Origin of the sequence: Lysinibacillus sp. FSL K6-0232 (assembly GCF_038008325.1) — a bacterium.
In the GTDB taxonomy this organism is placed as follows: domain Bacteria; phylum Bacillota; class Bacilli; order Bacillales_A; family Planococcaceae; genus Lysinibacillus.
In genome coordinates, this window is record NZ_JBBOYW010000001.1 from 2,786,691 (window position 1) to 2,800,812 (window position 14,122).

15 protein-coding genes and 1 riboswitch are annotated in these 14,122 nt (G+C 38.5%); of the genes, 1 reads left to right on the forward strand and 14 read right to left on the reverse strand.

From position 1 onward, the window contains the following. Window positions 1-22: 22 nt before the first annotated feature. From racE to MHB42_RS13630, 7 genes are all read right to left on the reverse strand, one after another. Window positions 23-820, reverse strand: coding sequence for a glutamate racemase (gene racE / locus MHB42_RS13600; protein ID WP_340806815.1), 798 nt, complete (start codon window positions 818-820; stop codon window positions 23-25). A gap of 10 nt (window positions 821-830) precedes the next feature. Beyond that, window positions 831-1,283 (reverse strand): MarR family winged helix-turn-helix transcriptional regulator, encoded by a 453-nt coding sequence (locus MHB42_RS13605; protein ID WP_340806817.1) that lies wholly within the window; start codon window positions 1,281-1,283, stop codon window positions 831-833. 74 nt (window positions 1,284-1,357) lie between these two features. Continuing rightward, window positions 1,358-1,579, reverse strand: coding sequence for a helix-turn-helix domain-containing protein (locus MHB42_RS13610; RefSeq protein WP_004226437.1), 222 nt, complete (start codon window positions 1,577-1,579; stop codon window positions 1,358-1,360). Window positions 1,580-2,065: 486 nt separating this feature from the next. After that, a complete protein-coding gene (locus MHB42_RS13615) occupies window positions 2,066-2,530 on the reverse strand; it encodes an acyl-CoA thioesterase (protein ID WP_340806832.1) in 465 nt (154 codons plus the stop codon). Window positions 2,531-2,707: 177 nt separating this feature from the next. Further along, window positions 2,708-3,487, reverse strand: coding sequence for a succinate dehydrogenase iron-sulfur subunit (sdhB, locus tag MHB42_RS13620; protein ID WP_340806834.1), 780 nt, complete (start codon window positions 3,485-3,487; stop codon window positions 2,708-2,710). Window positions 3,488-3,492: 5 nt separating this feature from the next. After that, a complete protein-coding gene (gene sdhA / locus MHB42_RS13625; protein ID WP_340806837.1) occupies window positions 3,493-5,247 on the reverse strand; it encodes a succinate dehydrogenase flavoprotein subunit in 1,755 nt (584 codons plus the stop codon). Window positions 5,248-5,317: 70 nt separating this feature from the next. Further along, a complete protein-coding gene (locus tag MHB42_RS13630) occupies window positions 5,318-5,932 on the reverse strand; it encodes a succinate dehydrogenase cytochrome b558 subunit (protein ID WP_340806838.1) in 615 nt (204 codons plus the stop codon). Between the two features lie 272 nt (window positions 5,933-6,204). Here MHB42_RS13630 and MHB42_RS13635 point away from each other — a divergent pair, with 272 nt between their 5' ends. Further along, on the forward strand, window positions 6,205-6,630 hold the full coding sequence (locus MHB42_RS13635; RefSeq protein ID WP_340806839.1) for a YslB family protein: 426 nt from the start codon (window positions 6,205-6,207) through the stop codon (window positions 6,628-6,630). 135 nt (window positions 6,631-6,765) lie between these two features. Here the strand turns inward: MHB42_RS13635 and MHB42_RS13640 are convergent, their stop codons facing one another. The 7 genes from MHB42_RS13640 to MHB42_RS13670 form a co-directional block, all read right to left on the reverse strand. Continuing rightward, on the reverse strand, window positions 6,766-7,992 hold the full coding sequence (locus MHB42_RS13640; RefSeq protein WP_340806840.1) for an aspartate kinase: 1,227 nt from the start codon (window positions 7,990-7,992) through the stop codon (window positions 6,766-6,768). A gap of 94 nt (window positions 7,993-8,086) precedes the next feature. After that, window positions 8,087-8,265, reverse strand: a riboswitch (Lysine riboswitch). Between the two features lie 56 nt (window positions 8,266-8,321). Then, a complete protein-coding gene (uvrC, locus tag MHB42_RS13645; RefSeq protein ID WP_340806841.1) occupies window positions 8,322-10,112 on the reverse strand; it encodes an excinuclease ABC subunit UvrC in 1,791 nt (596 codons plus the stop codon). Window positions 10,113-10,216: 104 nt separating this feature from the next. Further along, on the reverse strand, window positions 10,217-10,528 hold the full coding sequence (trxA, locus tag MHB42_RS13650; RefSeq protein WP_053996396.1) for a thioredoxin: 312 nt from the start codon (window positions 10,526-10,528) through the stop codon (window positions 10,217-10,219). Between the two features lie 170 nt (window positions 10,529-10,698). After that, complete coding sequence (locus MHB42_RS13655; RefSeq protein ID WP_340806843.1) at window positions 10,699-11,676, reverse strand: electron transfer flavoprotein subunit alpha/FixB family protein; 978 nt, start codon at window positions 11,674-11,676, stop codon at window positions 10,699-10,701. A gap of 50 nt (window positions 11,677-11,726) precedes the next feature. After that, window positions 11,727-12,500 (reverse strand): electron transfer flavoprotein subunit beta/FixA family protein, encoded by a 774-nt coding sequence (locus MHB42_RS13660; RefSeq protein WP_340806844.1) that lies wholly within the window; start codon window positions 12,498-12,500, stop codon window positions 11,727-11,729. Window positions 12,501-12,611: 111 nt separating this feature from the next. After that, the gene (locus tag MHB42_RS13665) at window positions 12,612-13,385 is read right to left on the reverse strand and encodes an enoyl-CoA hydratase (RefSeq protein WP_340806845.1); all 774 of its coding nucleotides are present in this window, start codon (window positions 13,383-13,385) and stop codon (window positions 12,612-12,614) included. Between the two features lie 14 nt (window positions 13,386-13,399). Further along, a complete protein-coding gene (locus tag MHB42_RS13670; RefSeq protein WP_340806847.1) occupies window positions 13,400-13,981 on the reverse strand; it encodes a TetR/AcrR family transcriptional regulator in 582 nt (193 codons plus the stop codon). Window positions 13,982-14,122: the final 141 nt, after the last annotated feature.

Here is a 14,122-nt window from a genome sequence, read left to right on the forward strand (position 1 = left end):
GCCCAATTGCTAAGCTGATTTTTTATTTTAATGTAATACGTTTAATATCGAGAGTGCCTCTCTCTAACCAATTTTCAGCGATAGAGCGAAAGATTGGCACAGAACCTGTTGCAAAAAATTTATGAGCAGGCACTGCATCAGCATCTGCCAAAGTGCCATTATACGCTAACATTTCTTGAACATCCTTTGCTGTTTCCTCCGCAGAAGATAAAACATGGACATCTTCTCCGACAACAGCTTCAATTTGTTTTTGTAGGATCGGATAATGTGTACATCCTAAAATAACTGTATCAAAATGTTGATTTTTTAGTGGTCTTAAGCCTTCCGCAATTAATTTATTCGCAAAGTCACCTTTGTATTCTCCACTTTCTACGAGTGGGACAAATGTGGGACAAGCTAGTGGAATAATATGTGTGGACGTATTTAATGATAATAAGGCTTCCTCATACGCCCCACTTTTAATGGTTCCTTCTGTTGCAAGCACAACGACTTCATGTCGCTTCGTTTTCTTTACAGCTGCACGTGCGCCAGCATTAATAACACCTAGTACTGGAAAAGGCATATTTCTTTGTAAGCTTTCGAGTGCTACTGCAGTCGCTGTATTACAAGCAATAACGAGCATCTTAATATTCATTTTTTCAAGTGCTTTCGCCATTTGCCAAGTAAAATTTCGTACTTCCTGACGACTTCTTGGACCATATGGACATCTTGCTGTATCGCCAATATAATAGATTGTTTCATTTGGCAATCGTTTCATAATTTCTTTTGCTACGGTTAAACCGCCTACTCCTGAATCAATAACGCCTATCGGGGCATTCATACCTTCCGCCTCAATCCTGTTTCATGTGTACATGTAGTTTTTCTAAATAACTTGATAATTGTGCGACTTCTTGTTCAGTAAAACCAACAAGTTTCTCCTGCAAATATCGCTGCCTTTTTTCGATAACCTCTTGGATAATGCGTTCGCCCTTTTCGAGAAGATGAACAACAACAACACGTCGATCATTTTCATCGCGCACACGCTTTACTAATTCATTTTTCTCCATTCGGTCTACTAAATCTGTTGTTGTGCTAAAAGCTAAGTATAAACGGTTTGATAATTCGCCAATTGTCATATCACCAAGCTCTTCTAACCACTGTAATGCAACAAATTGTGGCGGTGTAATCGCATAATCGGAAACGATTTCTCGTCCTTTTTGCTTTACGATGGCCGCTATATAGCGTAATTCCTTCTCAACCGTTGCAACGGTTTCAGGTGAGTGCTTTGTTACTTCATTCGACATATAACTATTTCACTCCTAAAAATACGTTGAATAGTTCTATTTTGTCGTTTTTTTCACGAAATAGCAAGTGTCCATTAGTCTAATTTAAATTCTTCCAAGCGTAACAGCTCAATCAACGCCTGAGATCGATTCGTTACACCTAGCTTTTGAATTGTATTGGAAATGTGATTACGCACTGTTTTTTCACTAATACCAAGCTGCTCTGCAATATCTCTCGTTGTTTTTTCAGCTAATAAAAGCGCAAATATTTCACGTTCTCGGTTTGTTAAAAGAGAACGATGATGAGAGCCATTCATTCAGTTACACCCTCCTCCCCCGCACGTATTGTAACTTATGTTAAGGAGCGTGGAGCGGTGACGGCTATTTGCATGAATATTACATGTTTCCTTAAAAATTTCAGAAATTGTGTTTTCTTATTCAAAAATTGCATATAAAGTGAACCTTCAATCAGTGGGGAAATCCTTATCCCCACTGATTGGTAGTTTCACCAATCGGGTTTTTACAGGCTGGTGATCCCCACTTAGCTATTGCGTTTCTACTCATTATTTGGATGTGGGGCTCCCGTTAATACGGGATAAAATTCATTACAGACAGTCACTAAAACAATTATTTCCATTTTATTAAAAGAAAAAAATCTTCCATAGGCTTGGCTTTTTTAAAAGTAAAGGTTATCACAATTAATTGTGACAATCACAAAGGCAATTTCATTTAGCATAAAAAGAAAGCTGTGCAAAAAGAATTTCATTTTTGCACAGCCCGCTACTATAAATTTAACTTTATAATTAGTGTGAAATGGTTGATAGGTTGACGAGGCGTACTTTTTCCTCTTCCGAAAGAGGTACACTTTTGCCTGTCTTCGCATCAATTTGAACAAGTGTACCACGACCTGTAAAGCAAATTTCATCCTTTTGATTTTTCGCTAAATAATGAATATCCAATGATGAATTGCCGACTTTTGCAATTTTCGTGTAAATTCGTAACACATCATTAAAGAAAACTTGCTTTATATAGTCGCATTGTAAATCAGCTACTATTGGAATGCTTTGTGTATTCTGTCCTGTTGTTACAGGTATTGACACCCCTAAATGACGAAGATAGTCTGTCCTTGCTTGCTCAAAATAAATAAAGCTCACCGTATTATTCATATGCCCAAACATATCTGTTTCTGAAAAGCGTACACGCACTTCCGAATAAAATGAAAAGTCCTTTACCCACTCTTGAAAGTTTCCAATATAGCTTGCTTTCATGTGAACACCATCCCCTATTATTTTATTTGCCAATTTTAGCAACTACTTTTCATTGATAGCTAATGGCAAATAGTAAATGAATACATATTCATTATAAAAGAAAACACTATATTATGATAGAAAAAACATGAAAACTCCCTTATACATAATGTATAAGGAAGTTTAGGTTGTCCATTATTAGTCCACAAAGTGGTCAGAACCGAAGAAGTTACGGAACATTTGCACTGTAGTTGCACGGTTTAATGAAGCGATGGATGTTGTTAAAGGAATACCTTTTGGACATGCAGCTACACAGTTTTGAGAGTTACCGCAGTTTGCAAGACCACCATCACCCATAATCGCATTTAAACGTTCATCTTTAATCATAGCACCAGTTGGGTGAGTGTTGAAAAGACGTACTTGTGATAATGGAGCTGGTCCGATGAATGAAGCTTTTTCAGACACGTTTGGACATGCTTCCATACATACACCACAAGTCATACATTTAGATAATTCATAAGCCCATTGACGTTTACCTTCTGGCATACGTGGACCTTCACCTAAATCATACGTACCATCGATTGGCACCCATGCTTTAACTTTTTTAAGCGCGTTGAACATACGTTCACGGTCAACCTGTAGGTCACGAATAACAGGGAATGTTTTCATTGGCTCCAATTTAATCGGCTCTGTCAATTGGTCTACTAGTGTAGAACATGATTGACGTGGACGGCCATTGATCACCATTGAACATGCACCACAAACTTCTTCTAAACAGTTCATATCCCATGATACTGGTGATGTGTTTACACCATCTTCAGTAACAGGATTTTTTTGAATTTCCATTAAAATTGAAATTACGTTCATACCATGACGGTAAGGCACTTGGAATTTTTGCCAGTAGCTATTGCCGCCTTGTGTATCTTGACGTAAGATTTCCACTTTGACCATTCTTCCAGTATTAGCTGCGATTTGCATAACTTTTAGTCTCCTTTCGCAGAGTAGTCGCGTTTACGTGGTGGGATTAATGAAACGTCGACTTCTTGGTACGTGATGATTGGATTACCAGTAGCTGGGTCAAACTTCGCCATTGTTGTTTTTAAGAAGTTCTCATCATCACGGTTAGGGAAATCAGGTTTATAGTGTGCACCACGAGATTCATTACGTAATAGTGCACCTTTTGTCATTACTTTTGCAAGCACTAACATATTTTTAAGCTGACGTGTAAAGTGTGCGCCTTGATTGCTCCATTTTTGCGTATCATTGATGTTGATGTTGTTCCAACGCTCAGTAAGCTCATCAAGTTTTTTCAATGTATCTTCAAGCTGATCATTGTAACGTACTACAGTCATTGTAGCAGTCATCATTTCACCAAGCTCTTTATGCAGTAAGTAAGCGTTTTCTGTGCCTTCCATTTTCATGATAGCATCCCATTTCGCTTGTTCCTCTTTTACACGAGCATCGTAAATCTCTTGTGGAAGATCTTCAGCATGCTTTTTAAGACCTTTTACATAGTCTACTGCGTTTGGTCCTGCAACCATACCACCGTAGATAGCAGATAATAATGAGTTTGCACCAAGACGGTTTGCACCATGTTGAGAGTAATCACATTCACCTGCTGCAAATAGACCAGGAATTTCAGTCATTTGATTGTAGTCAACCCATAATCCACCCATTGAATAGTGAACTGCTGGGAAAATTTTCATTGGTAATTTACGTGGGTCATCCCCTACGAATTTTTCGTAGATTTCGATGATACCACCAAGTTTAACGTCCAATTCATGTGGATCTTTATGTGAAAGATCTAGGTATACCATGTTTTCGCCATTGATACCAAGTTTTTGGTTTACACAAACGTCGAAAATTTCACGTGTCGCAATATCACGTGGTACTAAGTTACCATAAGCTGGGTATTTCTCTTCTAAGAAGTACCAAGGTTTACCGTCTTTATAAGTCCAAATACGACCACCTTCACCACGAGCTGATTCTGACATTAGACGGTTTTTGTCATCTCCAGGAATCGCTGTTGGGTGAATTTGAATGAATTCACCATTCGCATATGAAGCACCTTGTTGATAAACGATAGAAGCAGCAGAGCCTGTGTTAATAACAGAGTTTGTTGTTTTACCGAAGATAATACCAGGGCCACCAGTCGCCATAATAACAGCGTCTGCACGGAATGATTTAATTTCCTCTGTACGCATATCTTGCGCTACGATACCACGACAAACGCCGTCTTCATCGATAATAACACCAAGGAATTCCCAATGTTCATATTTATTTACTAAACCAGCTACTTCATGAGAACGAACTTGCTCATCTAGCGCATATAGTAATTGTTGACCTGTTGTTGCACCAGAGAAAGCTGTACGGTGCATTAAAGTACCACCAAAACGACGGAAATCTAAAAGTCCTTCTGGTGTACGGTTGAACATAACACCCATACGATCCATTAAGTGGATAATGCCAGGTGCTGCATCACACATACCTTTAACTGGTGGTTGGTTCGCTAGGAAGTCCCCACCATAAACTGTATCATCAAAGTGGATCCATGGAGAATCCCCTTCACCTTTAGTATTTACCGCACCATTAATTCCGCCTTGCGCACAAACAGAGTGTGAGCGTTTTACAGGAACTAATGAGAATAAATCAACTTCAGTACCAACTTCAGCTGCTTTAATCGTTGCCATCAGACCGGCAAGACCACCGCCGACAACAATTATTTTGCTTTTCGCCATGATTATTTCTCACTCCTCTTAAAAAATTGCAATGATTGCATGTGCTCTTCTACTATAGCTTCTTATTCAATTAAACGAATGCTAGAATAGCAGCCACACCAACGACACTTAGAATTACGAAAATAATGTTTGTTACGTAAGTAGCAATCTTTTGAGACTGAGGAGATTGTGTAATACCCCAGCTTACTAGGAATGCCCATAAACCGTTTGATAAGTGGAAAGTTGCTGATAGAATACCAACAATGTAGAATCCAAGCATAAATGGATTAGCAACGATTTCTTCCATCATGTTAAAGTTAACATCAGCACCAAGCGCCTTTTGAATACGCGTTTGGAAGATATGCCATGCAATGAAAATCACTAAAAATACACCAGTGAAACGTTGTAAAGAGAACATCCAGTTACGGTATGTACTAAAACGTCCTGTGTTTGGTGTAGCCGTGAATGCAATATACACACCATAGAATGCATGGAATAGCAATGGGATATAAATCACAACCCATTCAATTAGCAGCAGTAGTGAGTGAGGAACTAACTCCATAACTCCTGTTGCATCATTGTAAGACTGTTCACCGCCAACAGCAGTGAAGTTCAATGACAAGTGGAACACCAAGAACAAACCTACTGGAATGACCCCAAGTAGAGAATGTAAGCGGCGCCATAAAAACTCTCGATCTTTCGACAAGACTATTACCCCCCTTAGTACTTAAAATAGCACAACAAAAGAAGTCATCATTTTGTAAATGATACTTCATTGACTGTGTATTTCATCATGGTACAATATTATGACATGTTTATTGTACTCTCAAGAGCTACAAGCGTCAAGGTTGCTTGGCGTTTTTCATAGCGCTTATTAAAGAATTAATCTAGTACATAATGCGTTGTTTTTTCTCGAAAAATCTATTTTTACATTATCGACATTGAGTTTTAAGAAAATTCTAAGAAAGAAGGATACTAATGTTAAACACTCCATCTCCTACAATCTCAGCATTTGGCTATGAAATTATTCGCGATCATATTTTATCTGCTATCCTTGGTAAACATGAAGATGATGTCCTTTATTGGGCTGGTAAAGACCTTGCACGCAAGTTTCCCTGTAAAACACAAGGCGAATTAATCGCATTTTTCACAGATGCCTGTTGGGGTACATTAGAGCTTATCAAGGAATCAAAGGATGGGCGCATTTTTCAATTGACAAATGACCCCGAACTACTGCAAATGAAGCAGCGCAGCTTTAGACTTGAGGCAGGATTTATAGCTGAACAAATTCAGCTCGAAAAGGGCTTGTTAACAGAATGCTATGATGAAAAGCGTGAGAAGCAACAATATGTTATGTTTACAGTAAAATGGGATGCTAAGGAACATATCATATCTGCAAAGTGACAAAAAGAGGAAATCTCTGATGAATATGAGATTTCCCCTTTTTTATTACAGTTTCTACTATTATTATAGAAGATATTCATCTATTGATTATGGTAAGGCAAAGTCTGTGAAACAAAGGTCTATTAACACGCCTCATTATATATAAATCGTTTGCTCTAAATTAAATTCATCATGCAATGCATTTGCTGCACGAATCATCTCATCCTGTGGTACAACAACAGATACTTTAATTTCAGATGTGCTTACCATTTTAACTGGGATATTTTCACAACGTAAGCGATCAAACATACGTGCAGCAACACCGGGATTAGATGCCATACCTGAGCCAATGATGGATACTTTCGCTAATCCAATCTCAAAGTCTGCAAAGTTAAAGCCTAGCGATAATTTGCTATCCTCTAAAACACGTAATGCGTCTGCAAACTCCTCTTTTAAAATCGAGAATGACACAGTCGGCTTCACTCCATCAATAATGGCTTGAACAATAATATCTACATTAATATGATTTTCCGCAAGCACTGTAAAAATATCAGCTAACGAAGCATCAGAATATGTATCATAGCCAACTGTTAAACGAATAATATCTGACTCAAAGGCCACACCACGAACAACTAAATTTTTCTCCATCTCAACTTCCTCCTTCAATAAAGTGCCTACTGATTGCCCCGAACTAGCACGTATAATTACAGGCATTTGAAATTTCTTTGCCAACTCTATCGCACGTGGATGAATAACTTGTGATCCTAAATTGGCTAGCTCTAGCATTTCATCATAGGAAATTTCCTGTAGCTGCTGAGCCTTTGCTACATAACGAGGGTCTGCTGTATAAACACCATCAACATCTGTATAAATATCAACACGCTCTGCTTTCAATGCTACAGCTAGCGCTACAGCAGTTGTTTCAGCTCCCCCTTTGCCAAGCGTTGTTATATTATTCATATCGTCAATGCCTTGCTCACCAGCAACAACCACAATACTGCCTTGTGTAAAATGCTCTTCGATACGACTAACATCTAAATAATCGATACGTGCATGACTATATATACGATCTGTATGAATACCTGCTTGCCACCCTGTTAATGACACCGCACCATATCCTGCTTCCTGTAGTGTAATAGCCAATAAGGCACTTGACTGCTGCGAGCATGTTGACATAAGTACAGCTAGCTCTCGCTTTGATACCTCATCTGTTAAATGCTGCACCATTCTTTTTATCTCATTTGCAGATTGCCCTATGCCAGCAACTACAACAATCACATCTAGCCCTCTATCCTTTTCTGCAATAGCTCTTTGAGCCATTTCTTGAATTTGTTCAGTGGAAGCTAAAATAGCTCCTCCACATTTCATCACAATTCTAGCCATTTGTATTCCCCTCTCTGTTTCTCCAGAAAACTAAAAGCAGCTTTCACATAACGTGAAAGCTGCTGATAACATGTACAATAAACGTAACTTGTGCATGTGTGATAGCTCTCCGAAACGTTTAGAATCGACAGTCTTACATCTCTTAAATGCAAAACCAGTACAGCACTGGAAACAACAATGCTATACTTCGGCAAGCTCCCCTTTCACACAATGTCCTTGGATTTGTTCATCCTCAATCGTGTTACTTTTGAACCTTGCACCTCTATCATCACTTAAATAGTGAAGTATTTAATTTGTCTAGCCTTTGTATTCATAACCTTAGCATATGTTTATTCCTTTGACAATGACTGTTGCTGAAAATAGGCATAGATATTGCTTGCTAGATGAGCTGGCATTCCAGCCTCCTGTAAGGCAAGTTCACTAGCCTCACGAATTTTTTTTACTGAGCCAAAATGCTTTAACAATTGCTGTTTTCGTTTTGGACCTACACCCTCAATATGATCAAGCACAGACTGGATAGCATGCTTCTCATGCTGCTGACGCAGGAAAGTAATGGCAAAGCGGTGTACCTCATCTTGAATACGCTGTAGCAAGTAAAAGCCATCGCTTGTACGCTTTAGGGCAATTACTTCTGGGGGATCGCCAAACAACAACTGTGATGTATTATGTTTATCATCCTTTGCTAAACCTGCAATCGGTATAACAAGTCCAAGCTCATCCTCTAATACTTCGCGAGCCACTTCCATTTGCCCCTTCCCACCATCAATTAATACTAAATCTGGGAGCGGTAAGCCTTCCTTTAAAACGCGTGTATAGCGTCGACGTATCACCTCTTGCATTGCACCATAGTCATCATGTTTGGCAGCTGTACGTGTTTTATATTTACGATATTCCTTTTTAGCAGGTTTGCCATCGACAAATACAACCATTGCAGAAACCGCATCAGCTCCATGCATATGGCTATTATCAAAAGCTTCAATGCGCAGGGGCGCAGAGATGCCCATTGCTTCTCCAAGTGCCTCACATGCACCAATTGTTCGCTCTTCCTGCCGTTCAATGAGCTGGAATTTTGCTGCCACTGCAATTTCAGCATTTTTAGTGGCAAGATCAACAAGTTCCTTTTTTTGTCCTCGCTTTGGTGTTAATACTTTGATCGCTAATAGCTCTGTTAAAATAGCTGCATCAATTGCCTGTGGAATAAAAATCTCCTTTGGCTTAATATGTTCAGGCTTTTCATAAAAACGTCCAACAAATGTTAAAAATTCCTCCTCTGCTTCTTGATAAATTGGGAAAATCGAAACATCACGCTCAATAAGCTTGCCTTGTCGCACAAAGAACACCTGAACACACATCCAGCCTTTTTCAACGGCATAGCCGAATATATCACGATTTGTTGTATCATTTGACACAATTTTTTGTTTTTGCATCACCGTTTCAATATGTGCGATTTGATCCCGAAACTCCTTTGCTCGCTCAAACTCTAAATTTTCAGCAGCTGCCAGCATTTTCACTTCAAGCTCCTTTTTAACAGCCTCAACACCGCCATTTAAAAACTTCGTTATATCCTCAATCATCTCTTGATAAACTTGCTGCTCAATATCTTTGACGCACGGTGCTAAACATTGGTTCATATGATAATATAAGCAAACTTTAGATGGCAATTGCACACATTTTCGTAGCGGATATAGACGATCTAGAAGCTTTTTTGTTTCATTTGCTGCATAGGCATTTGGATAAGGACCAAAATATTTCGCCTTATCTTTTTTTACTTTACGTGTTGTTAGAAGGCGAGGATATTTTTCATTGGTAATTTTTAAATAGGGATATGTTTTATCATCTGTTAGCATGACATTGTACTTAGGGTCATGTAATTTAATAAGATTTAGCTCTAAAATAAGTGCTTCAATATTAGAGGATGTCACAATATACTCAAAATCCTCAATTTCACCAACAAGTCGTTGCGTTTTCCCCTCATGTGTACCTGTAAAATAGGAGCGCACACGATTTTTTAATATTTTGGCTTTCCCCACATAAATAATGATCCCCTGTCGATCCTTCATCAAATAGCAGCCAGGCTGATCTGGTAAAATTTCAAGCTTACGTTTTATTAAATCATTCATTGCCTACCTGCCCCCATCTCCTAAAATTTCTATTTATGATATTATTATAACGAAAAAAAGCCGAACACATCTATAGATGGTTCGACTTTTGTAAATTTCATTGCTTACGCATGTTTTGCGATAAATGCTTCTAGTGCTTCTTTAGGTTGGAAGCCTACAGTTTTATCAACTAATTCGCCATCTTTAAATAATAGTAAAGATGGGATGGACATAATTTGATATTGTGCTGCTGTGCCTTGGTTGTTGTCTACATCCACTTTTACAATTTTAGCTGCGCTTCCTTCAGCGTCCATTTCTTCAAGAACTGGTCCGATCATTTTACATGGTCCACACCAAGCAGCCCAAAAGTCTACTAGCACTAACCCCTCTTTAATATCATCTTGGAACGTAGCGTCCGTTGCGTGTACAATTGCCATTTGAAATCCTCCTTAAACTTACTATGCTTGTAGTATAGCATGGATAAATTCACTTGAGCGAACAATCTGCCTAGAATGTATTTTTTACCCTTCTATCGCTTATTCATGCTATATCAAGCTTTCCGTAGTCATATAAAAAGCTGAGGAATTAGCTTCCTCAGCCCTACTATTTAAGCATTTACTTTTAATGCTTTAAATTCTTCAATTAGAAGCGGAATCACTTCAAATAAATCGCCTACAATACCATAATCAGCTACTTTGAAAATATTCGCCTCTGGGTCTTTATTGATGGCAACAATTACTTTAGAGTTAGACATACCAGCTAAATGCTGAATAGCCCCAGAAATACCTGCTGCAATATAAAGATCAGGTGTTACAACTTTACCAGTTTGACCGATTTGTAGTGAATAGTCGCAATACTCAGCGTCACATGCACCACGTGATGCACCAACTGCACCACCAAGTAAATCTGCAAGTTCTTTTAATGGCTCAAAGCCTTCTTCAGATTTTACACCACGACCCCCAGCAACAACTACTTTCGCCTCTGATAAGTCAACCCCTTCTGACGATTTACGAACAACCTCTTTAATAATTGTGCGTAGGTTTGTAATATCTACAGTCACAGCAGAAACATCACCTGTTTTACCTGCTACTTTTTCGAGTGGTGTAATATTGTTTGGACGAATGGATGCCAATACAACGCCATCTTTTACTTTCACTTTTTCGAAAGCTTTACCAGAGTAGATTGGGCGAATAAAGACAGCATCATCGCCAGCACCTTCAATAGCTGTCACATCCGATACAAGACCTGCTTGTAATTTACTCGCAATTTTTGGTGATAAATCTTTCCCATTCGCTGTATGACCAAAGACAATTCCCTCCGGTTTTTCTTGTTCAATAACAGCTAATAATGCTTGGCTATAGCCATCAGATGTATATTGTTTTAAATGTGGGTGCTCCACTGTAATAACACGATCTGCACCGTATTCAAATAATGGACCTGTTAAATCTGCTACTGCATCCCCTAATAATACGCCAACAACTTCACCACCATCAGCGATTTGCTTTGCAGCTGCAATGGCTTCAAATGAAACATTACGTAAGCTTCCTTCACGAACTTCACTTAATACTAATACTTTTTTTGACATAGCATATTCCCTCCGTTACCCTTTAAGATTCGATTGATCGCTTTTATTCGTTACACGACTTTTGCTTCTGTATGAAGTAGATTTACCAGCTCTTTTACTTGTGCAGAAAGATCACCTTCCAAAATGCGTCCTGCTGCCTTTTGAGCAGGTAGGAAAATATCTACTGTTTCAATCTTTACTTCTACATCGTCTTCATCGATATCTAAATCATCTAGCTCAAGCTCTGCAAGCGGTTTCTTTTTCGCTTTCATAATACCTGGTAGAGATGGATAACGCGGCTCATTTAAACCTTGTTGAGCTGTTACTAAAAGTGGTAAAGTTGTTTCAATTACCTCTGAGTCCCCCTCAATATCACGTACAATTTTTGCAGTTGTACCATCAATTTCAAGATTTGTAATTGTTGTTACATAGTTAATATCTAATAGGTCAGCAACACGCGGACCTACTTGACCAGAACCACCATCAATCGCAACATTTCCTGTTAAAATTAAATCAGCATCTTTATCTTTTAAATATTCAGCTAAAAGATAAGCAGCTGCATTTTGGTCTAATTCGTCTAAGTCATCTTCTGTATTAATAAGCACTGCTTCATCTGCACCCATAGCAAGCGCTGTACGTAATTGCTTCTCTGCATCCTCGCCGCCAATTGTGACAACCGTTACTTTACCACCAGCAGCATCACGCACTTGGATTGCCTCTTCAATGGCATACTCATCATAAGGGTTAATAATGAATTCTGCACCATCCTCTTGAATTTTGCCACCCGACACAACGATTTTTTCTTCTGTATCAAACGTACGTTTAATTAATGCAAAAATATTCATATATCCATACCTCCTGGAACGTTTTATAATTCTAAGTAAACTTATAAATATTATATATTTTTAGTTTCAATAACATCGATAACATATGTATAGCTATCGACATTGGGAATTTTATTTACCAGTAAATACAGGCTCACGTTTTTCAATAAACGCTTGTATGCCTTCTTTTGCATCCTCTGTGACAAATACTGTGCCAAAGGATTTTGCCTCTGCTTCGATGCCTTCATAGAATGAAGCATGCTTTGCATATTGCAATGTTTGAATAGCTGCTTTTAATGCTACTGGACTTTTCTTAGCAATTTTCTTAGCAATCGTTAATGTTTCATCTATTAATGCTTCATCTGAAAATGCACGGTTCGCTAAGCCCCATTGCACAGCCTCAGCACCAGAGATTGGTTCGCTTGTAAACATCATCTCAGCCGCCTTTGCTACACCAACATAGCGTGGTAAGCGCTGTGTACCACCAAAGCCAGGAATAAGCCCTAATTGTAGCTCAGGTAAACCTAGCTTTGCGGATTCTGTCACAAAGCGCATATGACAGCTCATTGCCAATTCAAGTCCACCGCCTAATGCTGCGCCATGAATAGCTGCAATGACAGGCTTAGAGAATGTTTCAACACGCTCAAACACTTGCTGACCATTACTTGCTAGCTTTGTAAACTCTTCTCCAGAGCTTACCTCAGTAAATTCTTTAATATCTGCGCCAGCAGAGAAGAAACGGCCTTCACCATGAAGGACAAGAACTCTTACAGCGTCATCATTTTCAACAGCATCTAATACATCATTTACTTCTGTAATGATTCCGCGAGATAATGCATTTGCTGGCGGACGTGCAATTGTAATAATCGCTACGCCATCTTCCACTTTCCAACTTAGAAATTCCATTTCTCCACATCCTTTTAAGCTTTAATACCGTTCAAGATTAATGCCTGAACCTTTGGAACTTGTTCCAGTAAATCATATCGATAGTCATTCATAACCCACGTTGTAATAGTTTCGTCAATTGTGCCAAAAACCATTTGACGTGCCAAGCGTACATCCATCGTCTGATTAAGCTCACCTGAAAGCATACCTTCGATTAAAATTTGATCCAGTAGCTGTAAATACTCGCGTAATACTGCATTAATTTTTAGTCGTAAGTCTTTATTTGATTGGCGAAGCTCTAACTGCGTGACAGTTGCTAGGTATCGATCTGTCGCTAGAACCTTAAAATGATTTTCAATCATTCGAGAAAGTTTATCTCTCGATGAACTTCCATTTTCTATTATATCTTGTAATGACTCTACAAAAACAGCCATTTTTTCATTAAAGACAGAAATTAATATATCTTCTTTATTTTTAAAATATAAATAGATTGTTCCGTCGGCCACCCCTGCCTGTTTGGCGATTTTCGATACTTGCGCTTGGTGATACCCATTTTCTGCAATAACGATGACAGCTGCATCAATAATTTGCTTATATTTTGGCTTATCTCGTTTCACTCTTATATCACCACCTAAAAAACATGCGCACATCCTCATACAAGCTTACCTTAAATAGTAAATAACAACTTGCATGTGACGTGTAAACCTAAAAAAATACGAAAATATGAATGGTCATTCATTCATATTTTCATATTATAA